This is a genomic window from Actinomadura formosensis NBRC 14204 (genome assembly GCF_001552155.1).
Lineage (GTDB): Bacteria > Actinomycetota > Actinomycetes > Streptosporangiales > Streptosporangiaceae > Spirillospora > Spirillospora formosensis.
The window spans coordinates 1-21,016 of the sequence record NZ_BCQQ01000077.1 but is presented as its reverse complement, the minus strand read 5'-3'; the positions used below and the strand labels follow the sequence as shown (position 1 = coordinate 21,016).

Here is a 21,016-nt window from a genome sequence, read left to right as displayed (position 1 = left end):
TTCTCCTTCGGGTTGGGGGCGGGGGCCGGCTAGAGCCCCCGCCCGCTGGGTTGATCTCTGTTGGTCAGAGGCTGAGTTCGGCCAGCACGTCCGCCAGGCCGTCCGGGCCGATCAGCACGTCGCGGGCCTGGGAGCCCGCGGCCGGGCCCACGATCTGCAGGCGCTCCATCCGGTCCATCAACGCGCCGGCCTTGTCGAAGCCGATGCGCAGTTTGCGCTGCAGCATCGAGGTCGATCCGAACTGCGTGGACACCACCAGCTCGACCGCTTGGGCCAGCAGCTCGGCGTCGCCGTCCCCGGTGGGCTGATCCCGGTCCGCGCCGTCGTCCTGGCCGTCGTCCTGGCCGTGGTCGGCGAGTGTCCAGCCGCCGCCGGGCGCGGGGCGGGCGCGGCCCTGGCTGACCAGGGTGGCCATGTGCCGGTACACGGTGGGTTTGCTGATCCCGGCGGCCTCGGCCAGCGCCTTCCACTTCACCGGCCCGGCGGCGGCCTGCAGCGCGGCGGCGAGCCGGTCCTCGGCGGACGGCCCCGCCTCGCCGACCACGCCATCGACGGCGGTATCGTCCGCCGCTTCGTCCTCGACGTCGTCCGCGGCGGGGGCGGGGGCGGCCGGTGGGGTGGCGGGGGCGTCCAGGTCCGGCGTGTCGCCGGCGTCGGGGACGGCGGTGTACGCGGTCTCGTAGGGGCTCTCCTCGGCCGGGCTCTCCTCGGCCGGGGACGTCTCGGCCGGGAGCGGTTCGGCTAGGGCCTTGCCCTGGCGCTTGCAGATGGCCACGACCCGGTTGATCTCCTTGTCGGAGACGAACGCGTTCTGCAGCCGGACCGGAGCCGAGGCGCCCATCGGCAGGAACAGCGCGTCGCCCTGCCCGAGAAGCTTCTCGGCGCCGGTCTGATCCAAGATCACGCGGCTGTCGGTGCCCGAGCTGGTGGCGAACGCCAGCCGGGACGGCACGTTGGCCTTGATCAGCCCGGTGACCACGTCCACCGAGGGGCGCTGGGTGGCCAGCACCAGGTGGATCCCGGCGGCGCGGGCGAGCTGGGTGATGCGCACGATGGACTCTTCGACGTCCTTGGGCGCGACCATCATCAGGTCGGCCAGCTCGTCCACGATCACCAGCAGGTACGGGTAGGGCTCAGCGCGCGTGCCGTCCACGATGACCTTGCCCGCGGCGGCCTTGGCGTTGAACTCGCCGATGTTGCGGACGCCGGCGGCGACCATGGCGTCATAGCGGCGGTCCATCTCGCCGGCGACCCACGCCAGTGCCTCGGCGGCTTTGCGCGGGTTGGTGATGATCGGGGTGAGCAGGTGCGGGATGCCTCGGTAGGGGGTCAGCTCGACCCGCTTGGGGTCGATGAGGATCATCCGGGCCTCGGCGGGGGTGGCCCGCATGAGGATCGAGACGATCAGGCCGTTGATGCAGGTGGACTTGCCCGCGCCGGTCGCGCCGGCGATCAGGATGTGCGGCATCTTGGCCAGGTTGGCCAGCACGGTGCGGCCTTCGACGTCCTTGCCCAGCCCGACGATCAGCGGGTGCCGCTCGGACAGCGCGGCCGGTGCGCGCAGCACGTCGCCGAGCCGCACCAGGTCCTTGACCGCGTTGGGGATCTCCACGCCGATCGCGGACTTGCCGGGGATGGGCGCCAGGATCCGCAGCGACGCGGCCCGGGTGGCCAGCGCCAGGGTCTTCTGCAGCGCGGTGATCTTCTCCACCCGCACGCCCGGCGCGGGGACGATCTCGTACTGGGTGACGGTGGGCCCGCGGGTGTGGCCGGTGACCGTGGCGTCCACCTTGTGGTCGGCCAGGACCTTGGTGATCTGGCCGCGGATCCGCTCGGCCTCGCGGTCCCCGCCCGCCGCCGGCGGCTGGGTCTTCAGCAGCTCGTCCCCCGGCAGGGAGTAGCGGGGCGCCTCGGCCCGCACCTCGCCCTCGCCCCGGCCGTCGCTCTGGCCGTCGCCTTCGGCCGCCAGGACCGGCACGCCCTCGGGCGGGGTGTCGTCGTCGGCGGCCGGCCGCTCGCCCGCCGGGGCCGGGGCGGCCTCGGCGACGTCCTGTCCCTCGCCCTGGCCCTGGCCCTGGCGGTCGTCGTTGGGCTGCTCGGCCTCGGCGCGGCGGCCGAGCCACCACGCCCTCACCAGCCCGGCCAGCAGCAGGCCGAACATCAGGATCGGCATCCGGGTGAGGCCCTGGAAGGCCAGGAACGCCAGTACCGCCGAGCCGCCGCCGCGCGCCCACCGGATCCGGGTCCGGGTCGCGTTGATCTGAGCGGCGGTCGGCTCGCCCGGCCCGGCGTCGGCGTCGGCCCGGCGGCGCGAGGCCCCGTGGGAGCGGCCGCCGCGGCGCCGCTCGCGGGCCGCCGCCTGGGCCTGCTCGCGTTCGGCCTCCTGGCGGGCCTCGGCCTCGGCGGCGAGCCTCTCGGCGGTCCGCTCGGCCAGCTCGTCCTCGGTCAGGTTCGCCGCGGTGACCCACGCCCGCCACTCGGCACCGGCCACCCGGACGCCGACGGCGATGCGGCCGCCCTGCCGGGCCGCCCATCCCCTCGCCTCGGGCGCCGTCCCGGGCGCCGGGGTCTCGCCGTCCCCGTCCTTGGGGCCGGGTTTCGTCGCGGCGGCCGCGGCCGCCGGCGCGGCGACGTTTCCCGGCGCCGGGACCTCGTCCTCGTACGGCGAGACCGGCGGGGGCTCGTCCCGCTCGCGCCAGCGCTGGACGGCGTCGCGGACCACGTCCAGGACGCCGCTCTGGTAGCGGCGCGGCGTCTGGGCGGCCGGGCCGGTGGGCTTGGTCAGGTCCACGGCCGCGTTCGGGTCGGCGGCCGGGCCGGTGCGCTGCTTGCGGCGGCGCTCGTCGGGGTCTTCGTTCGGCTGCACGATCACGGCCGGTCTCCCTGCATCGTGGTCATCTGATCGATCTGGCGGGCCAGGTGCGCCGCGGTGTCCTCGGCGAGCTGTTCGGCCTCGGCCTCGGGCAGGTCGCGGATCAGGGCGCGCCACTGATCCCACGCCACCGCGGCGCGGGCCCGCGCGGTGGCGGCCGCGGCGCGCTTGGCGGCGAAGTGCTCCCGGCGGTTGTCGGCTCGCCGGCGCGCCTGACGAAGCTCACGCGCCGTAGCGGGCCGGGCCGGGACGGCGTCCGGGTCGATCCTCATCAGGGGTCCCCTCCGGGGCGGTGTCTCAGCGGGTCGGTCTCAGAAGGGGTCGCGCGCGCGCATACGCGCGCGCCTTGGGGCGTGTCAAGAGGGGCCGAGACATTGGTGAGACGGACCGGTGAGACGGACCCCTGAGACGGGGCCCGCGCCCCGCCGGGGCCGGGGGCGGCCGGGGGGCGCGCCCCCGGCCGCCGCTCACTGTCGGTCACGGCCGGACCCTCAGCGGCCGGTGCCCGAGCCGCCGCCCGAGCCGCCGCCGGTGGTGGTGGTGAGCATCGTCTGCAGGCCGGTGCCCAGGCTCGCCGAGACCTGCCGGGCCATCAGCCCGAACATCGACCCGGCCAGCAGCACCCCGGCGACGAACGACGCCACGACGTGGGTGGGCTTGGCCTTCTTGTGCTTGAGGATGTACCAGAGGAACCCGCCGATCACGAGGATCATGACGGTGCCGCCCTCGGCCTCCCCCGGGAACTGCGAGGGCGCCTGCGGGGCCTGCGCGGGCTCGGCCAGCACCAGGGCCGTGGTCTGGCCGGTCGCCGGGTGCCCGGCCGCCTGGAGCGTGGCCAGGGCGCCGGCGTCGGTGATGGTGAATGCCATCATTGGAAACTCCTTCGGAAAACTGGGTTGATCCGGGGAAAGGCGGGGCCGGTTCGGCTAGGGGCCGGCCCCGCGTCTTACCTGGTCAGCGGGCGGGCGTCCGGAACTCGCCGTGCTCGGAGCACTCCCACACGTCCTGGCTGCGGCCGGTGCCGCCCTCGCGGCCGCCGTAGCTGACGTTGCGGTCGCTGCCGCAGCTCGGGCAGCACGCCTTGCCGCTCACTTGCCGCTCCGCTGCTTGTCGTAGGCGTCCCGCACGCTCTGCGGTTCGCCCCGCGACGCCGAGCCGCCACCGCTGGTGGCCGTTCCGCCGCTGCTGGTGCGCTGATCGGACATAATGGGACCTGCCTCTCTTGAGGTGGCCTCGCCGGTGCTTGTTCAGGGCTGTCGGCGGGGCCTTTTGCCTGCTCGGGGACGGGATTGCCCACCGAGCACGGAACAGCGGATCACGTGATCACCGCCGCTCCGAGCGCGATCCCGATCAGGACCAAGCCCGTGATCAGCAGATCGATCGCCCACCGGAGGCGACGCTGCTTGACCAGGACCAGCCCGGACAGGAACCGCAGGTCATTGATTGGGTGGTGCGGAGCCCACCGGTCGAACGCCTCGCCGATCTCAGCGGAGGTCATCGCGGCGTAGCGCACGAACCCCGAGCCGCCCAGGCGGGGCCGCAGCACCCCGGCCAGCAGCACCACCGCCGAGGCGGCCAGCGCCACACCGGCCAGGGCCAGGACCACGCGGACGGGCAGCGGCGCACGGCCGATCTGGCTGGTCAAGATGGCCATGACCGCGCCGACCACGGCCGTGAGCGTCCCGCACTTGGCGTCCAGCCGGGCCTGCTCACCGCGCACCGCGGCCAGCTCGGCATCGACCGGGGGCAGCGGCGCGGTCATCGCCGGCCCTCCAGCCGGGCCGCCACCGCCAGCCCCTCGGCCACCACCTGCTCAGGCGCGGCGCCCGGCGCGGGCGCCAACCCGACCTCCTCCAGGTGACCGGCCACATACGCGGCCGGGGCCAGCTCCCCCCGCGCGGCCGCCGCGGCCGTCGCGCGGGCGCAGGTCAGCAACTCGACGTAGGCCACGTGCAGCTCGGTGTACCGCTGCCTGCCGACCTGGGCATCGGCGACGTGCTGCGCCCGCAGCACCGTCTCCTGGTCTCGCCGCACCGCCAGCTCGGCGTGCGCCTCGGCCAGGTCCCGGCGGGCCTGGTTGAGCTGACGGCGAATGTCCAGCTCGTGTGGCGTCCCGGACACCGCGGCGGTTCGGGTGAGCGCCATCACCGCGCACCCCCCGCCACCATGGTCAGCGGGCGGGCGCTCCCAAAGGCGCCGTCCTCGGCGTCCTTGGTGGCGGCCTCGGCGGCGGTCTCGGCCAGCTCCAGCACGCGCTTGGCGCGGTCGCGGCCGACGTTCAGCGCGCGTTCGACCGCGCGCACCGACACCGGCTCCAGCCCACCGGCCTCCATGAGTTCGGTCAGCCGCACGGCCAGTTCCTCATCCGTGCGGCTGCGGCCGGCCGAGGCGCGCTGACGCGCGGTCGGCGGCACCCGCACACCCCGGTTCGGGCGCGCCTGCCGCCCGGTCGCACGCGGCTCAGCGGACGCGTCCGGCCCGTCCTCGCCCGGCCGGTCGTCATCCTGGTCATCCCGCGTTCGTGGCGCAGCCTCCTCTGCGGTCCCCGCGGTCTCGGCGGACGTCACCGCGTCCGAAGAGGCCACGAGCGTCAGCGCAGTACGGTCACCGCACGGCACCGGCCACACCACCATCGGACGCACCCCGACCGCACCCTCGGACGCGCTCTCGGACGCGCTCTCGGACGCGCTCTCGGGCGCGCTCTCGGACGCGCTCTCGGGCGCGCTCTCGGGCGCGCTCTCGGGCGCGGGGAGGGACGGCGCGCTCAGGTCCATGTCGGCCAACCGCGGCACCGCCTTGCCGCTCTCGTGCCAGGGGTCGGCCGAGGCGATCGACTCATCGATCACGCCGATCAGGTGCGCCGTGACGGCCGCGCCGATCGGGCCGAGGGCGTGGGCGAACATCGCGCCCGGCACCGCCCACCCCGATACGTGCGCCCCATCGCCGGCGGGCACCGCCGCGACCAAGTTCAGGAAGATCGACGTGGTCAGGCAGCCGATCCCGATCCGCTCGGCCGACGTCGCGAGCTTGCCACCGGACGCCGACAGCCGGGCGCGGGAGATGATGATCCAGCACACCGCGCCGATCAGCAGCGCCTCCAGGCCCCACAGCACCCACCACACCGGGCTGCCGGAGCCGACGTTCATGATCTTGGCCGCGCCCTGCTGCACGCCGGTCGTGCTCCAGATCCCGAACCCGATCAGGACCGGAACCAGCACCTGCAGGTTCCGGGTGCGCAGCCACTCCAGACGCAGCGCCCGCGCCTCCCCCGACCGCGCCATGTCCGCGCGGATCTGGGTACGGGTGCCGTTCGCGCGGAACTCCCGGAACATCCGGGACAGATCGGCCTGGGCACGGACGTCGGCCTCACGCTCGGCACGGGCCAGCTCGGCCAGCCGCGACTCCTCGGCCACATCCGCGCGGGCCCGGCCGTGACCGGCCTCGGCGCGCGCCCGCTCCAGCTCATCAGCCCGGCGCGCGGCCTCCAGGTCCCGCTGCCGCTGCAGCTCGACCGCCAGCTCATCCGGCTCAGACGCGCCCGGCGTACCCGGCTGCTGGGTCTTGAGGATGCTCATGCCGACGCCCCCTCGGAGGTGGCGGTCGCCTTCTCGGTGCCGGCCAGCAACGCGCGAACCTCGGACTCGCGGTAACGGCGGTGACCACCCGGCGTCCGGATGGACTGCAGACGGCCGACACGGCCCCATTCGGCGACCGTGCGGGGCCGCACGTTGAACAGGGCAGCCACCTGGGCGCGGGTGAGGAGATTGTCCTCCTCGATTTCGGTCATGCTGTCGATCACGGGTCGTACCTCCTTGCCTAGAGATCAGGGCGACCTGTGAGGCGGGCCCTGGTGTTGCAGCACCGGGGCCCGCCGCTGCGTGTGGAGGCGGAATCGGACATCTCGACAGGCGAAGACAGCTCACGTCCGCTTCACACGTGAAACGACATACGTTTGACTATTAGCGACCCTCTGTGGCCTCATGTCAAGAGGGAAGCCAAACGTCATACGAAGTTCGTGCGTCTAAGGTGAGAGCTTCCGCACCGATAAGTAAGGGAGACCGGGTTGTCCATCGAATCGTCGCCACCGGCGTATCTGCAGGTAGCACGGCAGATCAGAGAGGCCATAGCGGCCGGAGAGTTCCCGCGCGGCGCGAAGCTGCCGGCGGAACCAGAGCTTGCCCATCGATACGGGGTAAGCCGGGCGCTGGTGAACCGGGCACTTGGGATCTTGCAGTCCGAGGGCCTCGTACGCCCTCAACGAGGGAGGGGGACGTTCGTGAACGAAATACCGGTGATCCGGCGGAACACCGCCGGTCGTCAGCAACGCACGGTCCGGGAATCGGGGGAGGCTCGGGGCGCCTTCGAGGCGGAACTCAAGGCCAACGGCCTGGTTCCGGCCACCACGGTCACGATCGCTCGCATGTCGGCACCCACGCAGGTGGCCGCACTCCTGGACATCCCCGAGGGCACTGAGGTGCTCTCACGTAGCCGGGTGATGACGGCCAACGACGTTCCCGTCCAGGTGGCCACCTCCTACCTTCCGTTGGACATCGCCGAGGGGACTGCACTTGAGCAGAAGGACACCGGTCCGGGAGGCAGCTACTCCAGGCTCGCCGATCTCGGCCACGCTCCCGCTGAGTTCACCGAGCTTGTGCGGGTCCGGGCACCAGAAGCAGAGGAGGCTCAGGCTCTCAAGATGGAGCTCGAACAGCGGGTCTTCACAATCACCCGAACGGCGCGGACCGCATCAGGCCGGATTGTGGAGGTCAACGTGATCACACTTCCCGCTCACCAGTGGGAGCTGTCTTTCACCTGGCCAGCCGAATAACCTTGGCTGCGAATGAAGCCCTCCGTCCACAGGACGGAGGGCTTCATGGTGTTCAGACCGTGCGACTGGTCAGTCCTCGCCGAGAGGTTGGGCTTCGATGTCGTCCCACCCGGACCCGCACTGCTGCCCCCGGATCAGAGCGATCCGGGGGCTTTCCTACGCGGAAGGTGGATCCAGCTCGGCTGCCAGCTCGCGGAGTTCGGTGGCCAGTTGCCGGGCCTCATCCGGGTGCTTGGATCTGACGGCTTGCAGGTCCTCCTGGCGGATGGTGCGTTGCAGGACGGACCGGAAGCGCTGCACGGCGGTGTCGGCGGGATCGGGTTTGTCCGGTGGGGGCAGTACGCGGACGTCTTCGGCGAGGAAGTCCTTGATGCGGCGGGTGGTGTCGTCGGGGTCGAACCGGTCGTCGGGAAGGATCGCCAAGACGGCGCGCAGCAGCTCGGCGGTGGGCTTTTGCCCAGCGCTCAGGGTGGTCGTCAAGACCAGGGCCGCAGCCTCCGGGCCGTGCCGGTCGGCCAGGGGCAGCAGCGTCCGGGTCTGCGACTCGTTGATCCCGGCGGTGCGAAAAATTTTTCGCACCTCCCGCCAGAGGTATTCGCCGAGCTCCGCGACCTCCATGAGCTGGTAGGCGCGGCGCGCCGACCGGCCGAGCCGGGCCTGCGCGTACTCCTCGAACGAGCTGTAGTCCTCGCGCGCCAGGTCGCTGCCAGAGATCGTCTTCAGCGCCTTGCCGCGTACCCAGAACAGCCCGTCGAGGGTCCTGACCAGCTTGTCGCAGTGCTCGAACGCGGCGCGTTCGTCGGCGGCCAGCCGAGGTTCCGACGTCCGCGGCGTGGACGGCGCAGGGACCATCGCCCCCAGCGCCTCGGGCAGCAGATCCAGACCCGGCTTGATGACCTCGGCGAGGGCGGGCGCCGAGTCGGGCGCGGTGACCGTGCCCGGCGCCCTTCTGGACACGGTGGCTGCGCCCTCTTCGCGGGCCGGCCCGACGCCGTGTTCGATGCGCGCGCCTTCGACGTCGGGCAGGACGCGGCGTCGCCTGCTGCTGCTCATCAGGCGGCCTTGCCGAGGTAGCGGTCCACCAGCGTCTTGGCCGCCTGGCGGATGACCGTCCCGGCCTCGCCGGTGGCCGTGTGCGGAGGTTCGGCGAACTCCTGGGTGTCGTGAAGTGGGGCGCGCAACGGCAGCGCCGGCTGCCAGACCAGGTCGCCCCATTGCTCGACAGCCTTTTCGACGCGGCCCTCGTGGGTGGCGACGTTCGCGCGCTTGGCGTTCAGCACGATGCCGATCACCGTGGCGTGGATGCCCAGACTCCGCCGGTTCTTGGGCGATCCGACAAAGTCGATGAGCCGCTGCGCGCCTCGGACGGCGTCGTACTCGGGCACGGCTGGGGTGATGACGTCATCGGCCAGGACCAGCGCCAGATGCAGCAGATGTCCCAGGGTCGGCTGCGTGTCGATCAGGACGTGGTCGTAGTCGTCCAGCAGCGGGTTCAGCGCGTCCTCCAGACGCATCCAGGAGCCGGGGACACCGGCCTCACTCACCCGGTTCTCCAGCTCGATCCGCGACGGCAGCAGGCTGATGCGCTCGGCCCACTCCGGCTCCCACTGGCACGGCAGCAGCGCCTGCCGGGCGATGTCCGGGGACGACTCGGCGACGGCCTCGGCGATCGTCGGCCGGTTCTCCAGCTCGAATTCGGCGTACCCGAGCCTCCGGGAGGCGTTGCCCTGCGGATCCAGGTCGACCACCAGGATCTTGAAGCCCCGCATCGCGAGTTCGGCCGCCATCACCATGAGCAGGAACGTCTTGCCGACGCCGCCCTTGTGGTTGGCCAGGACGGTGACCCGGGCACGCCGTACGTCCGGCCCGGCAGGCTGCTGTGCGTTCATGAGCGATCCCAGCGACTCGACAGGGCCCGGCGGAGGGCCAGGCCGGACTCGCATTGTCCCGAAGATGAGCCGCGAACGGGGGAGGCGTCTCTCACGGCCGGAGCGCCACGCGCGCACGCGCGCGCGTTTTTGGCATTCGACCGGTCAAATACTCGGGTGAGTGGGCCACCGCTGGAGGGTGCCGCAACGCCGTGACCTGCTGGTTTGGTCGGGAGCGACTCGCCGGGGCCGGTGCCAGCGGGCCGGTATTTGACCGGTGGTTCGACCGGTCAAATACCGGCTGACCTGCACCAGCCGTCCGCTGGTGTTCGCCCGGTCGATCGGTCGGCCGGGCGGGCGGCGGGGTGGGATGGCTGAGGAGACGGAGGATGCGGCGCATCCGCGCATCCGCCGGTAGACCGGGCCCCTCTACCCCGGTAGGCGCCCCTCCCTACCGGGCCGGGCCGGTAGCCCCCCCCGTAGACCCCCCGGCAGGCGCCCCGGCCTGCCGGGTAGGCGGGGTAGAGGGGATGACGGCATGGGCGGCGTCCAGGTCGTCCAGCGCGGCGCGCAGGGTGGTCAGGGCGGTGTGGAGTGCGGGTGCGGCAGTGGCGTCGGTGACGGCGGCCAGGAACCGGCGGGCGGCTTCGGCGACGTACTCGGCGGGCGCGCCGTGCACGCAGCGGTCCAGGTGGTCCAGCGCCGTCGCGTAGTCGGCGGTGACGGCCAGCCGGGCGGGGTCGACCGGCGGCCCGGCCTGGGCGGGCGGCCGGTGCGGGGCGTGTCCGGTCGCCGCGGCGCAGACGGCGGTGGCGGCGTCCACCACGGCGTACATCGCTGTCTTCGCCCGCTCCAGCTCGGGCGGGAGGTGGCCGCTCATGCTCCCCCGCTTTCGTCACGGCCGCGCGGGCGGCGGGTGACCCAGCCGGGGTTCGGCTCGGTGTAGGCGGGGCGGGTGGCGATGCCCCAGGCGGCCAGATCCCGGCTGCGCCACAGGAAGGAGGAGCGGTCGGAGTGGGCGCCGGCCTTGGTCGCCGAGTGCCGCACGAACCCCTCGCCGCCGCCCAGCAGCGCCTCCCAGCCCCTGGACAGGGCGCCGTCGCTCTTGCGGCGGTAGCGGCGCACCAGGCCCTTCACCTGGCCCTGGTAGGTGACCAGCCACGTCTGGGTCTCGGCGTCGCCCTCCCGCTGCCGCAGCGTCCAGCCGGGCCCGAGCCGGGCGGCCATGTCGACCTCCGTCACCGCGGGCTGGTGGAGGAGGTCGCGGCGGGCCTGCCCGTCCGCGCGGCGGCGGCCGGCGCAGCCGGGGCAGGTGAGCCTGTCCCCCGTGCGGGGATCGCGGGCCCCGTGGCGGGCGTCGCCGGGGACGACCTCCCACCCGGCGGCGGCCAGGTCGTCACGCAGCGGCTGCGGCAGCAGCGTGCGCTGCACGATGGTCTCCCGGCCGTCAGAGTCGACCACCGCGGCGCCGCACGCCCGGCACTGCGGGACATAGACCATCCGGAACGAGGCGGTCACTGGCCCTCCGAGGGCAGGGCGGCGGCTAGCCGGGTTATCGCGGCGTCCGCGCGGGCGGGCAGGTGCGGCGGCCGGGCCCGCACCACCGCCGCGGCGGCGGCCGCCAGGCCGTCGAGGGGCCCGTCCCCCGACGCGGTGGCGTGCGCGGCGGCGAGCATGTCGAGGGCGCCGGCGAAGGACGTCCCGGGGACGCCCTGCAGGACGTGCTGGCCGATGCCGGGGACGTCCCGCACGTCCAGGACGTCCTCGACCGCGTCGAACAGCCCGTCGACGTCCACACCGTCCACCACCACCTCCCCCACCGGGGCGGGCGCGGCGGGAGAGGCGGCTTCGGCGGGTCCGCTGGGCGAAAGGGTGACATCGAGATCGCCCCGGCCGCCGGCGGAGGCGACGGCGTACCCGGCGGCGGTCAACGCCGCGGCCATCGCAGCCAGGTGGGTGTGCCGGTCCTCTGCGTCGGCGGGGAGATGGTCCACCAGGACGTGGCCGCTGCCCTGGCTCCAGACCTTGAAGCCGTCGGTGATCGGGGACAGGACGCCGCCGCGGCCGCCGGGGACCTTCTCCGCGCGTGTGAACCCGGCTCGGGCCAGAACCCGCGAGATCCCCGAGGCGCTGATCGTGGCGGCGGGTTTCGTCGCCGGGGCCTGCGCCGCGGTGGTCGCGACGATTCCGCCGGGCGGTGCGGCGGGTGAATCGTCGCCGCCCGGGTGCCGCGCCGGCGCGCGACGTATCACGGCGGCGGCGCGGCGGTAGTCGGCGACATGGGCGGCGTGCGCGTCGGCCATGTCGGCGACGCGTGTCGCGGCGGCCGCCAGGCGACGGGCCGCGCCGGCGACGTCGCCCTCCCACCGATGTCCGGACATCAGCGCGCCCTCGATGACGGCCATGTCGCCCATGTCGCCGTCCTGGCACATCGCGATGACGGCCTCGCCGAGGACGCGGGCGGCGGCCTGAACGTCGCTGTACCCGGCCCCGGCGATCCGGCCCGACAGCTCCGCGGCCGCGCGGGCCGCCCGGCCGGCGGCGGTCCGGGCCCGCCACGCGGCCTGACGACAGCCCTTGGAGCACCACTGCGCCCGGCGTCCCGGCCGCCCGGTCCGGTCCGGCACCGGCCCCCCGCACACCCGACACGACACGACATCGCAGGGCCCCGGCGACGCGACTTCAGCCGACGCCGGCGACGCGACATCACCGCGCGTGGGCGACACGACATCGCCAGGGGGGAGGGGTGTCATGGGGTGGGCGTCATTTGTGGTCATGTCGCCCGGTCCCGCTCCCGGTCCGGGGCCCACAGGGCGGGGTCCTCCAGGCGGCCGCCCTGGTTGATCTGCGCCCAGCGGTGCTCGGCCGCCTCGGTCAGCGACTTGATCGCGGGCTCCATCCCCGGGAAGCGGAAGTCACCGGCCGTGCCCGGCTCGGCGGCGGGGGCGACGGCGTTGAGCCGGTACCCGATCCGTGCGGCGTCCTCACGGAGCTGTTCCAGGGCGGCCAGGTGCTCGTCATGCTCGCCCAGCAGCACGATCCGCTGCGTGATGGTCAGTCCGCCCATCACGGTGTGATGCAGGTGGTAGAGGGTCCATCGGCCCGATGGCCCGGTGTGGTCGGTGGTCATGACTCTCCTTGGTTCAGGGGCGGAATTTGCCCGGGCCGGTCTCGCCCCGGGCCGCGGCCTGCGTCCACCGCTGGACGGTGTCCGGGCTGATCCCGGCCAGCTCGGCGGTTCGGCGGACCGGGACCCCGGCTGCACGGGCGGCCAGCACCGCGTCCCAGGTGCGCCGGTCGGCGGCGCGGCGGTCGGCGGCGGCGGCCTCCAGCTCCCGCACCGCGGCGGCGCGGACGTCCTCTTCGGCCGCGGCCGGGCCGGCCGCACCGCCGGGGTCGGGTTCGGCCGCCAGGGCGAGCGCCTCGGCGTACTCCTCGGCCGTCATCCCGATCGTGCTGCCGGGCTCGCGGGCGTTGAGGCGGCGCTGCCCGGTGGCCCACTCACGGTAGGCGGCGCGGGCCTCGGCCGGTCCGCCGTCCGGGCCGATCGCCTCGGCCACCTGCGACCAGCTCATCCCGGCCCGCACCGCGCGACCCAGGTCGGCCGGGTGCGCGTAGTGCCGGGCGAGCGCGTGCCCGTAGGCGAGCACCTCGGCCCATTCCTCGGCCGTCAGCGGGCGGGCGTCCACCACCGCGTGCCGGTCCGGGTCGTACTCGTCGCGGCTGCGCAGCGTCTCCGCCGTCCGGGCGTCCAGCGCCCGCCGGGTCAGCGCCTCGTGCCGGTCCCGGATCTCCAGGGTGTCGTGCGGCACCTCCCACCATCTGATCACCGCGTCTCCCCTCCATGATGTACCGGAATCGTAACATGCTGTACGGATATCGGTACGCACCATGGCCATATCGGGACGTGCGGTCCGAGGCCGGTTTCGGGGCCCTCTCGGGCTTCTAGGAACCCGAGGGTCAACGCTCTGGCCTGCCGTCCTGGCGCAACAGCTCTTGGACGGTCTCCAGCAGGCGTTCGAGGCGGGGGCCACGGGCGAGGCCTCGGCGAGCGGGGGACCGGACGGATGTGGACGGCCACCCGCCCGGTCGGTTCGGCGATGCCGCATGGCCGGTGGGCCGTTGACGAGTACCGGCGGTTCAGGAGGCGACCGCGCGTGGCCATCGCATGCGCGGCGGCCACCCGAGCGAGAGTCTCTGCGGCACCTTGCACAACACCCTGACGAGCGGCTATTCAGGGTGAGCGGGTCTCCTGCCTGCACGATTTCGTTGTCATTGAGGCAGGAGACCCGTCACTCTGTCGTTTCAGGCGTCAGTGACGCCGCAGAACCTCCCAGAGGTTCTGGGTGAGAATTGACAGGGCGAAGCGGACACCCTCCAGCATGGTCCGGGTCCTCCAGTAGCGCTCTTCGGCCGAGTGACCCTCACGTCCGCGAGGGAGCCGGTCAGTCATGGCGGCCATTCCTTTCTCTGATCCGGCGCTTTTCCAAGCGCCGCGGAACCGGGCGAACTGCTCGGCTCGCAATCATCAGAGCACCTGAATCAATCGGCAGACCACCCGGCGGAACGTCTCCGGTGAAACCCGGATCCGCTCCAGGTTCACGCCCTGAGCGCCTCGGCGGAACTCGGCTGTCCCTGGACCCGAGTCGGCCAACTCGGCGGCTTGGGCAGCGCCGTGCGCTGGAGGTCTCTACGCTCTCGGATGTAATCAGACACTCTCAGACGGACGGCCGCCATGTTCCCTCCCCCGAAAGTCCCAGACCTCGACAAAGTGCAGACCATCCATGATCTGCGCGATAAGCTGCGGGAACTTCGCGATCGGTCCGGACTGAGCTACAGCCAGATCGAGACGAAGTCCAAGAAGGCCGGCACCGTTCTAGCAAGAGCAACGGCCAACGGGATGGTCACCGGGAACAGCGCGATCAGGAAGGAGACCCTGAGCTCCTTTGTTCTAGCTTGTGGAGTCTCCGAGGAAGATCGCCTGGAGTGGATCCAGGCATGGGAACGCGTCAAGGTAAGACAGGGCCAGCATCCCGCAACTTCCGGATTAGTCTCTGACGCAGAGGTCCCGCCAGAAGCCACCGATCCGCTGCCCGGTGGGATTGGAAGCGGCGCGTCGGGCACACCATCCTCCAGCCCGCCGCCATCCAAGCCATCGGCTGGACTGATCAGGTGGAAGAAGCCGAACTGGCGCTCGCGACCGGCGGCCATCGCGGTCACCGCCACGCTGATCACCGCCGCCGGGGTCACCATGGCGCTCTGGCCGGACGGACAGTGCGGCGGCCAGAAGACCCTGCGATGGACGGGCCAGCAATGCGTAGGGGTCGCCGTTCCCCAAGGCACCGATGACCTTGGCGTCTTCGGATCCAAGCTGGAACCGGTGATGAAGCTCATCGGGAAGCAGAACGACGCCGCGACCAAGGGTGGACCGGGCAGCTACGCCACCGTGGCTTTCATGGCGCCCCTGACCACCACCGATCCCGATCTCCCCCCCGATCCCCGCACGGTCTCCGAGGTCCAAGGCGCGTACATAGCCCAGAAGAAGGCCAACGACGAGCCCAACAAACGCCCCAAGATTCGGCTGGTGCTGGCCAACCAAGGCGCCGGCGAAGCCCACTGGGAAGACGCCGTCCAACCGCTGGAGAAGATGGCAGACCCCCATGGCCCCGATCACCTGCTGGCGGTCACCGGGCTGGGCCTCAGCCAGGACGAGACCAAGAAGGCAACCCAGTGGCTGGCCAAAAGGGACATCCCCATGGTCGGCGACATCATCACCGCCGACCGATTCACCAAGATCGCCAACGGTGCCGAACCCGGCAAGGGCATGTGCCTGGCCCGGGTGGCCATCAGCAACACCCAGCAGCTCAACGCCATCGCCAAGCAGCTAAAACCAGCACCGGCCACCGCGGCGCTGGTCGGCGTCAGCAACACCATCGCCGGCACCGCCGACTCCTACGCCAGTTCCCTCACCGCATTCTTTGAGCAACACCACAGGCACCAGAGACTCAAGCCCTACCCCTACGACCCTCGCGGCGGCTCTCAAGCGCTGGACACCACTGCCCAGCAACTGGGCAAGACCAACCTGGTCTACTTCAGCGGACGCGCCAAGAACCTCAAGGACTTCTTGCGCGCACTGCACAACCGGCCCGAGCGCGCTACCCCCATCACCGTCGTCACCGGGTCCGACGGCGCCCTACTGCAACGCTCCGCCAGCCCCGACCTGTACAGCGGACATCCCCCCGTCCTCGGCGACCCCGCCGCCCCCATCAAAGTGCTCTACACCCCGCTGGCCGATCCCACCCAGCTGAAAGCCCACCCCAGCCAGAACCTCTACGAAGACTTCGAAACCGCCTACACCAAAGCCCCCTTCCCCCGCTCCGACCTGGACACCGGATGGGCCATCACCGCCCACGACGCCGTCCTGACCGCAACCACCGCCATCCGCAAAGCCATCGAGAACGCCACCACCCCACACGCCCTGCCCAACTTGTTCGGCGTCTGCAACCAACTCGGCCTACTCAAGGACGCGGGAATCAACGGAGCCAGCGGCTACTTCAGCATCGACCCCAACACCGGCGACCGCATCGACCGCCAACTCCCACCACAACCTGTCACCCTCCCTCTTCCCCGCTGATCGTCAAGTTCCAGAAGCCGAGCACGATCTCGGCGGCGGCGGGGCAGCGAACCGCGTGTCATGCGTCGATGGCGCGCGGTCGGCCCGCGGCTTCGGGAACGTATTTGTAGAGCGTGGCGCGCGAGACCCCCAGCAGCCGCGCGATCGAGGACACGCTCTCCTCCGGCCGCTCCAGCAGCGCGCGTGCCCGCCGGATCTGATCGGCGTCCATCGCCGGCGGCCGCCCGAGGCGCTGCCCGCGGGCCCGCGCGGCCTCCAGGCCGTCGCGGGTGCCCGCCACGATCAGCTTGCGGACGAACTCGGCCAGCGCGGCGAACACATGCATCTGGAACTCGCCCGCCGGGGTGCTGGTGTCGATCGCCTCGGCCAGGGACTGGAACTTCACGCCGCGGCCGTTCAGCTCGCCGACGATCTCGATCAGGTCCTTGAGGCTGCGGGCGAGCCGGTCCAGCGACGGGACCACCAGCGTGTCCCCGGCACGCAGGTAGTCCAGGCACACCTGCAGTTCGGGACGGCCGCTGACGTCCTTGCCGGACCCCTTCTCCGCGAAGATCCGCGCGCAGCCCGCCGTCTTCAGCGCGGCCAGGTGCCGGTCCAGGTGCTGGTCACGAGTCGAGACCCGGGCGTAGCCAATGAGCGCGCCGGACACGGCGGTGACAGGGGAGGAGTCCATGATCCCGACCGTAGAGAATGGGTCCGACACTTCGTTGTTGAACACCGCAGCTCCTTGACACGTTTTACGACATGATCAAGTCCGTTTTGTGGTGATTTCTAGGCGGGGCGTGCCCTCAAGATCGGCGGCTGTCGGAAACCATCGTTAGTGGACACTCAGCGCGCGCCTCGGCGCCGGTCCAATCCCGTTCTTTCCGCTCAGCGCCTGGCGTAGAGCCATGCCGATCGATCACCAACCCAGGAACTACCCATGGGATACCCCCGCCCTGGGCCGCCCGAGTGGCGGCTGTGATGCGTTCACGGGGTGGCCGGTGCGGTGAGGTGAGGCAAGGTGCCGGTACGAATTTGGTAGCGGTGGTCCTCCAGCGGGATGGAGTGGTCGCATGCGTAGGTGTGCCAGGGCGTTGGCCAGGTGGTGTGGTCATCCCAGACAACGTCAGCGAGCACGATGGCGTCGGGCACGTCCAAGGCCGACAGGTCCGCACCTGAGGCGTCGATGGGCGCCAGGTCGAGCGCCTGGGCAAGCAGACGGGCCAGCGCGTCGGTGAGTTCGAAGGCATGGTCAAGGGCACTCTGGTGGTCATGGTCAGCGTTGGGGGCGGCGGGGAGATCTCGGGATAGCGCGCTGATCAGGGCCAGGATGGTGGAGCGTTCACGCGTGATCGCGAGGGCGTAGTGCGGATCCAGGGAGCGGGCGTTGACAAGCGCTGCGGCTAGGTCGCTGGCGGGGTCGGCGTTGAGGGGGAGTCCCCGGTCAAGCGCCTGGGCGAGGTCGACGGCGAGGTCGAGGGTGTGCGCAACAGCGTGCGCGAACGGCAGGGCCTGGCTGAGGAGGCGGACCAGCTCCAAGGTGTGAGCGCGAGCGAGCTCCAACGAGCGAGCGTGGCCGCCGGTGCCCGCCTCCGTAGAGGAGAAGTCGCCCTGCAAGGCGCGGATAATTTCGTAGACGTGGATCCGGCCGGTGATGATCTGGGCCGGCGCCAGCGGGTGGGTGCCGACCGCGGCGGGATGCTCGACGGTCAGCAGGGCCAGCAGGGTGGCGAGGGGGTCGGCGTGGCGGCTGGCATGCGCGACGAGGTCCTCGTGGGCGATGCCGAGGCGCGCGTCCAGTTCGCTGTCGGTCAGTGGGCGAGGCGTCGAGCCGGTTGCCCGGTGATGGTCCTCAGGGTCGGGGGCGGTCATCTTCTGATCCTCCTTCCGAGGTTGAGGCCAACCAGACCCTCAACTGGGAGCGGGCTTTCTTGCGGAGATTGCGAACGCGCTGGTCGTCGATGTCCAGCGCGGCGGCGGTCTCGACGGCGGAGAATCCGCTCATCTGGAAGGCGATCACGGCGCGGGTATCGTCATCGAGCGCGGCCAGCGCGGTCAGCGTGTCGTGAGTCGCGGCAACCAGGTCGGCAGGGTCGGGGGATGCCGTTCGTGTATCGGTGGGCAGCTGGTCGGGCGGCACCGGCACGATCGGCGGCCTGCCCAAGGCTGGGGAGGGATAGCGGTAACGACGTAGCGCGACACCATAGATCCATGCGGCTGGATTTTTGATCTGGGCCCACGCGCCGGGCTGGTTGGCAGCCCGCCACGCCTGCATGAAGGCCTCCTGGGCGGCGTCCTGCGCGTCGTGTAAGGAGGCACCATTACTCAGCAAGAACGCCACCACCCGGGCATGGTGGGCGTCGTGTAGCTCCAGCAACTGCGCGCGCATCGGCGCCACTGTGTCGCATTCGTGGGTGGCTGCGCCGGTGAGTGGCCCAAGATGGGCCCCCGGCTTGGCGGTGCGCTCGCGATCATGATCACGTTCGCTCATCGTCGACTTCCCACATGCCATTTCGAACCGCCCTGTCCGTGCCGAGGCCCCTGTCACCGTTGCCACCGCGCCCGGCCCGCCGCGCATACGCCGTCCACGCGGTCAGCACGGCCGACACCACCCCAAGCACGGCGATCAGCAGATTCAGCCATGTCTGTGTCAATGCCAGTCCTCCTCTTCCCTGCCGGACCCGGCGCGGTCGGTGCCGCAGACACCGAGTCTCATGCGGTTATTGAGAAGGGGCGCATAACACCCATGATCGGTAAATATCCGCCATACTTTCTCGGCACGTCGACCCGCAGCGGCCCGGTGGTCATCTCTCCGGGCCAGCCGCCTCACCCCCGTGACCTGCGAGGTTTCGGGTCCCGGGTTGCCTGGCAACCCGGATCCCTACGTCTTCTAGGGGCGGCGGCCGCCGCGACGATCCAGGGCCGAGACACGGGCCGCGCCGGCGACCGGTCCCCGCGCCGGAGGCGATGCGCGGCCCGTCGCCATCTCGGGATGCCCGCACACACCCTGAACCGGGACATCCCCGGGCAGCCGGAGTTAGTGAGGCGGCCGGGCCCTCGCCTCCGCCGCCCGCACGCCCCGGCCGCCGCCCGCACCTCACCGGCCGCCGCCCGCACCTCACCGGCCGAGGACACCTCACTCGCCTCACTCCGCGCAGCTCAGCCCGCGAGTGAGGTCCCACCCGGCGGCCAGTGAGTTTCCTAACCCGCCCTGCTTTGCCTCACCCGGCGGCGGGATCGGTGGCGGCGGCCTCGACTTCGTCCAGGAGCGCGCGCAGCTTGGCCACCACGGCGCGGGCTTCGTCCGGCCAGGCTCGTGCGGCGGCGCGGAACGCCGGCCGGGTCACCGCACGGCGCACGGTGCTCCGGAGATGGCAACGGGTGGACACTCCACCAACTGCGGCACTCCGCGCTCCAGCACCTCGCCCAAGCCGGACGCACCGCCCCCGAACTCCAGGCCAAATCCCGCCACCAGCACCTGGCCAGCCTCGGCACCTACGTCCGCCTCGGCGAACACACCTCCGCCCGCATCACCGCCGAAAACGACCCCGCCGCTCGACGACGTACGCGCTGACGATCACGTCGGCCCTACCGCCAAAATCCGGTCCGATCCTCCTCGGAGGCCGGTCACCCGCGCCTCGGGGCGAAGCGTGTCCATCACCCGGCGCTCGATCAAGAACAACCGCCTGGCGACCACCGGCTTCAGATGGGCGTTCTGCGCGGCCGCCAAAGCCGGACCCCCGCGCAGCCACTACCAGCAGCGACGCGACCACGGCGACCGGCACGCCGCCGCACTGCGCAACCTGTTCAACCGGATGCTCGGACAGCTCCACCACTGCCTGCAGACCAGGCAGCTCTACGACCCGACCAAGGCTTTCGCCCCGCCCGTCACCGCAGCGGCTTGACCGCTTAGCACCATCGGAGGTCTCATCCGGCGCGCTTCCATGGCCCTGACCTGCGCTTGCTGTGTGCGTCCTCGTGGTCCTGGCCCTCATTGCCGTCGAGGTACGACCGTCGTACCTCTCCCCGGACGGCCGGGGCTCGTCAGTCGGCGTCGGCGGTCGCGCGGGCCTCGACGCGGCGCGGCAGTTCGCCCCCGGCCACCGGCTCGCGCATGAGGAGGGGGTGGACGAGCATCGGAACGAGTTTCCGCGCTAACCCGACCCGCCGGACCCCCTTAGCGCGGATTTTCGTTCCGATGCTCGTCAACGTCCGCACGAGTTATGTCCAAAACCACGACTGCTGACCTCCTGGGTGCCATTCCGCGGGCCACCGGCCACACTCGCCCTCCCCAGAGCTTGGAATACCATTTTCCCGCTCTCGTCACTTATACTTGTCTCGGGCCCAAGCAGGGCTTCCATCAGGGGCTATGCCATGGAACGCGAAAATATAAATTCATTCTAAATAGTCATGCCAGCCCCCCGACCATGAGGAGACTCACATGAGTTTGGACAAAAAAATCAAATGCCAATTGGCCACTTTGCTAATCATGTACGGCATAGTTTTGGCTGTTCGCATCTGGTGGGTTCCGGGCTTCGACATCCTGAAACCCACGTCGGAAAACACTGTGATCGCCCTTGCCTTGTGGGGGGTGTTCCGGAAGAAGTAACAGGAGCACTCCCTTTCGGGTTCGGCGAGTCACGATCGGCCCGTCCGGGCGGGGCCGTACGGCCCCGCCCGGACGGGCCTCCAGGAGCGCACCCCTTCCCCTCGGAGGGCCTTTGGCTTCCGGGAAGTGCGGTTGCCGTCAGCCAAGACCGGCAGGTTTCGTCGCCGTCGGCGGGCCACCGCGGCCGCAACGAAAAGCCCTCACGGACGCGACGCCCCGCGAC

General features: G+C 71.4%; 23 protein-coding genes and 1 pseudogene. 4 read left to right on the top strand and 20 right to left on the bottom strand.

Annotation, left to right across the window (positions count from 1 at the left end):
- Window positions 1–64: 64 nt before the first annotated feature.
- The 8 genes from AF1_RS34610 to AF1_RS20160 all read right to left on the bottom strand — a co-directional run bounded on the left by AF1_RS34610 (window position 65) and on the right by AF1_RS20160 (window position 6,659).
- Window positions 65–2,872 (bottom strand): DNA translocase FtsK, encoded by a 2,808-nt coding sequence (locus AF1_RS34610; protein ID WP_084263152.1) that lies wholly within the window; start codon window positions 2,870–2,872, stop codon window positions 65–67.
- Window positions 2,869–3,144: a hypothetical protein gene (locus AF1_RS20185; protein ID WP_067801372.1), complete on the bottom strand. Its 276-nt coding sequence runs from the start codon at window positions 3,142–3,144 to the stop codon at window positions 2,869–2,871. Before AF1_RS20185 ends, AF1_RS34610 begins: the two co-directional genes overlap by 4 nt.
- Window positions 3,145–3,363: 219 nt before the next feature.
- Complete coding sequence (locus tag AF1_RS20180) at window positions 3,364–3,744, bottom strand: hypothetical protein (protein WP_067801367.1); 381 nt, start codon at window positions 3,742–3,744, stop codon at window positions 3,364–3,366.
- An 82-nt stretch (window positions 3,745–3,826) separates the two neighbouring features.
- Complete coding sequence (locus AF1_RS34605; RefSeq protein WP_157419247.1) at window positions 3,827–3,964, bottom strand: hypothetical protein; 138 nt, start codon at window positions 3,962–3,964, stop codon at window positions 3,827–3,829.
- Between the two features lie 223 nt (window positions 3,965–4,187).
- The gene (locus AF1_RS20175; protein ID WP_067801365.1) at window positions 4,188–4,634 is read right to left on the bottom strand and encodes a Pycsar system effector family protein; all 447 of its coding nucleotides are present in this window, start codon (window positions 4,632–4,634) and stop codon (window positions 4,188–4,190) included.
- Window positions 4,631–5,017 carry a hypothetical protein gene (locus AF1_RS20170; RefSeq protein WP_131732926.1) on the bottom strand — a complete coding sequence of 129 codons (387 nt, stop codon included), beginning with the start codon at window positions 5,015–5,017 and terminating at the stop codon, window positions 4,631–4,633. The genes AF1_RS20175 and AF1_RS20170 overlap by 4 nt, the downstream gene beginning before the upstream one ends.
- Window positions 5,017–6,447 carry a hypothetical protein gene (locus AF1_RS20165; RefSeq protein WP_067801359.1) on the bottom strand — a complete coding sequence of 477 codons (1,431 nt, stop codon included), beginning with the start codon at window positions 6,445–6,447 and terminating at the stop codon, window positions 5,017–5,019. Before AF1_RS20165 ends, AF1_RS20170 begins: the two co-directional genes overlap by 1 nt.
- Entirely contained in the window at window positions 6,444–6,659 is a 216-nt protein-coding gene (locus AF1_RS20160; RefSeq protein ID WP_067801416.1) for a BldC family transcriptional regulator, read from the bottom strand. The genes AF1_RS20165 and AF1_RS20160 overlap by 4 nt, the downstream gene beginning before the upstream one ends.
- A 276-nt stretch (window positions 6,660–6,935) precedes the next feature.
- On the opposite strand from AF1_RS20160, the pseudogene AF1_RS37085 reads away from it, so the two are divergent.
- Window positions 6,936–7,139 (top strand): annotated as a pseudogene (locus AF1_RS37085) (GntR family transcriptional regulator); the annotation flags it as partial.
- A gap of 9 nt (window positions 7,140–7,148) precedes the next feature.
- Window positions 7,149–7,700 carry a GntR family transcriptional regulator gene (locus tag AF1_RS20155; protein ID WP_242608993.1) on the top strand — a complete coding sequence of 184 codons (552 nt, stop codon included), beginning with the start codon at window positions 7,149–7,151 and terminating at the stop codon, window positions 7,698–7,700.
- 156 nt (window positions 7,701–7,856) lie between these two features.
- Here AF1_RS20155 and AF1_RS20150 read toward each other — a convergent pair whose 3' ends face one another.
- From AF1_RS20150 to AF1_RS20120, 7 genes are all read right to left on the bottom strand, one after another.
- Window positions 7,857–8,753, bottom strand: coding sequence for a hypothetical protein (locus AF1_RS20150; protein WP_067801356.1), 897 nt, complete (start codon window positions 8,751–8,753; stop codon window positions 7,857–7,859).
- Window positions 8,753–9,589, bottom strand: coding sequence for a ParA family protein (locus AF1_RS20145; protein WP_067801353.1), 837 nt, complete (start codon window positions 9,587–9,589; stop codon window positions 8,753–8,755). Before AF1_RS20145 ends, AF1_RS20150 begins: the two co-directional genes overlap by 1 nt.
- A gap of 430 nt (window positions 9,590–10,019) precedes the next feature.
- Window positions 10,020–10,448, bottom strand: a complete 429-nt coding sequence (locus AF1_RS20140) for a hypothetical protein (RefSeq protein ID WP_067801351.1) — start codon at window positions 10,446–10,448, stop codon at window positions 10,020–10,022.
- Window positions 10,445–11,086 carry a hypothetical protein gene (locus AF1_RS34600; protein ID WP_067801349.1) on the bottom strand — a complete coding sequence of 214 codons (642 nt, stop codon included), beginning with the start codon at window positions 11,084–11,086 and terminating at the stop codon, window positions 10,445–10,447. Before AF1_RS34600 ends, AF1_RS20140 begins: the two co-directional genes overlap by 4 nt.
- Complete coding sequence (locus tag AF1_RS20130; protein WP_067801346.1) at window positions 11,083–12,195, bottom strand: hypothetical protein; 1,113 nt, start codon at window positions 12,193–12,195, stop codon at window positions 11,083–11,085. Before AF1_RS20130 ends, AF1_RS34600 begins: the two co-directional genes overlap by 4 nt.
- A gap of 146 nt (window positions 12,196–12,341) precedes the next feature.
- Window positions 12,342–12,698, bottom strand: coding sequence for a hypothetical protein (locus AF1_RS20125; RefSeq protein WP_067801343.1), 357 nt, complete (start codon window positions 12,696–12,698; stop codon window positions 12,342–12,344).
- Window positions 12,699–12,711: 13 nt separating this feature from the next.
- Window positions 12,712–13,398: a helix-turn-helix domain-containing protein gene (locus AF1_RS20120; RefSeq protein WP_067801340.1), complete on the bottom strand. Its 687-nt coding sequence runs from the start codon at window positions 13,396–13,398 to the stop codon at window positions 12,712–12,714.
- A 941-nt stretch (window positions 13,399–14,339) separates the two neighbouring features.
- Between AF1_RS20120 and AF1_RS20115 the strand changes: the two genes are divergently transcribed.
- Window positions 14,340–16,202 (top strand): hypothetical protein, encoded by a 1,863-nt coding sequence (locus tag AF1_RS20115; protein ID WP_131732927.1) that lies wholly within the window; start codon window positions 14,340–14,342, stop codon window positions 16,200–16,202.
- 58 nt (window positions 16,203–16,260) lie between these two features.
- On the opposite strand, the gene AF1_RS20110 is transcribed toward AF1_RS20115, so the two are convergent.
- From AF1_RS20110 to AF1_RS34595, 5 genes are all read right to left on the bottom strand, one after another.
- Window positions 16,261–16,875, bottom strand: a complete 615-nt coding sequence (locus AF1_RS20110; RefSeq protein ID WP_067801409.1) for a recombinase family protein — start codon at window positions 16,873–16,875, stop codon at window positions 16,261–16,263.
- A 296-nt stretch (window positions 16,876–17,171) separates the two neighbouring features.
- Window positions 17,172–18,056 carry a hypothetical protein gene (locus tag AF1_RS20105; RefSeq protein WP_067801333.1) on the bottom strand — a complete coding sequence of 295 codons (885 nt, stop codon included), beginning with the start codon at window positions 18,054–18,056 and terminating at the stop codon, window positions 17,172–17,174.
- Entirely contained in the window at window positions 18,037–18,675 is a 639-nt protein-coding gene (locus tag AF1_RS20100; protein ID WP_165488449.1) for an RNA polymerase sigma factor, read from the bottom strand. The genes AF1_RS20105 and AF1_RS20100 overlap by 20 nt, the downstream gene beginning before the upstream one ends.
- On the bottom strand, window positions 18,662–18,838 hold the full coding sequence (locus AF1_RS35260; RefSeq protein ID WP_165488450.1) for a hypothetical protein: 177 nt from the start codon (window positions 18,836–18,838) through the stop codon (window positions 18,662–18,664). The genes AF1_RS20100 and AF1_RS35260 overlap by 14 nt, the downstream gene beginning before the upstream one ends.
- A gap of 567 nt (window positions 18,839–19,405) precedes the next feature.
- Window positions 19,406–19,543: a hypothetical protein gene (locus AF1_RS34595; protein WP_157419245.1), complete on the bottom strand. Its 138-nt coding sequence runs from the start codon at window positions 19,541–19,543 to the stop codon at window positions 19,406–19,408.
- A 291-nt stretch (window positions 19,544–19,834) separates the two neighbouring features.
- Here AF1_RS34595 and AF1_RS20095 point away from each other — a divergent pair, with 291 nt between their 5' ends.
- Window positions 19,835–20,089 (top strand): hypothetical protein, encoded by a 255-nt coding sequence (locus tag AF1_RS20095; protein WP_207394183.1) that lies wholly within the window; start codon window positions 19,835–19,837, stop codon window positions 20,087–20,089.
- Window positions 20,090–21,016 lie beyond the last annotated feature (927 nt).

Bases quoted from the DNA above. Each gene is read 5' to 3' on its own strand.
- AF1_RS20185 (WP_067801372.1), bottom strand. From the start codon at position 3,144: ATGAGGATCGACCCGGACGCCGTCCCGGCCCGGCCCGCTACGGCGCGT.
- AF1_RS20180 (WP_067801367.1), bottom strand. From the start codon at position 3,744: ATGATGGCATTCACCATCACCGACGCCGGCGCCCTGGCCACGCTCCAG.
- AF1_RS20175 (WP_067801365.1), bottom strand. From the start codon at position 4,634: ATGACCGCGCCGCTGCCCCCGGTCGATGCCGAGCTGGCCGCGGTGCGC.
- AF1_RS20170 (WP_131732926.1), bottom strand. From the start codon at position 5,017: ATGGCGCTCACCCGAACCGCCGCGGTGTCCGGGACGCCACACGAGCTG.
- AF1_RS20165 (WP_067801359.1), bottom strand. From the start codon at position 6,447: ATGAGCATCCTCAAGACCCAGCAGCCGGGTACGCCGGGCGCGTCTGAG.
- AF1_RS20160 (WP_067801416.1), bottom strand. From the start codon at position 6,659: ATGACCGAAATCGAGGAGGACAATCTCCTCACCCGCGCCCAGGTGGCT.
- AF1_RS20150 (WP_067801356.1), bottom strand. From the start codon at position 8,753: ATGAGCAGCAGCAGGCGACGCCGCGTCCTGCCCGACGTCGAAGGCGCG.
- AF1_RS20145 (WP_067801353.1), bottom strand. From the start codon at position 9,589: ATGAACGCACAGCAGCCTGCCGGGCCGGACGTACGGCGTGCCCGGGTC.
- AF1_RS20140 (WP_067801351.1), bottom strand. From the start codon at position 10,448: ATGAGCGGCCACCTCCCGCCCGAGCTGGAGCGGGCGAAGACAGCGATG.
- AF1_RS20125 (WP_067801343.1), bottom strand. From the start codon at position 12,698: ATGACCACCGACCACACCGGGCCATCGGGCCGATGGACCCTCTACCAC.
- AF1_RS20110 (WP_067801409.1), bottom strand. From the start codon at position 16,875: ATGGACTCCTCCCCTGTCACCGCCGTGTCCGGCGCGCTCATTGGCTAC.
- AF1_RS20105 (WP_067801333.1), bottom strand. From the start codon at position 18,056: ATGACCGCCCCCGACCCTGAGGACCATCACCGGGCAACCGGCTCGACG.
- AF1_RS20100 (WP_165488449.1), bottom strand. From the start codon at position 18,675: ATGAGCGAACGTGATCATGATCGCGAGCGCACCGCCAAGCCGGGGGCC.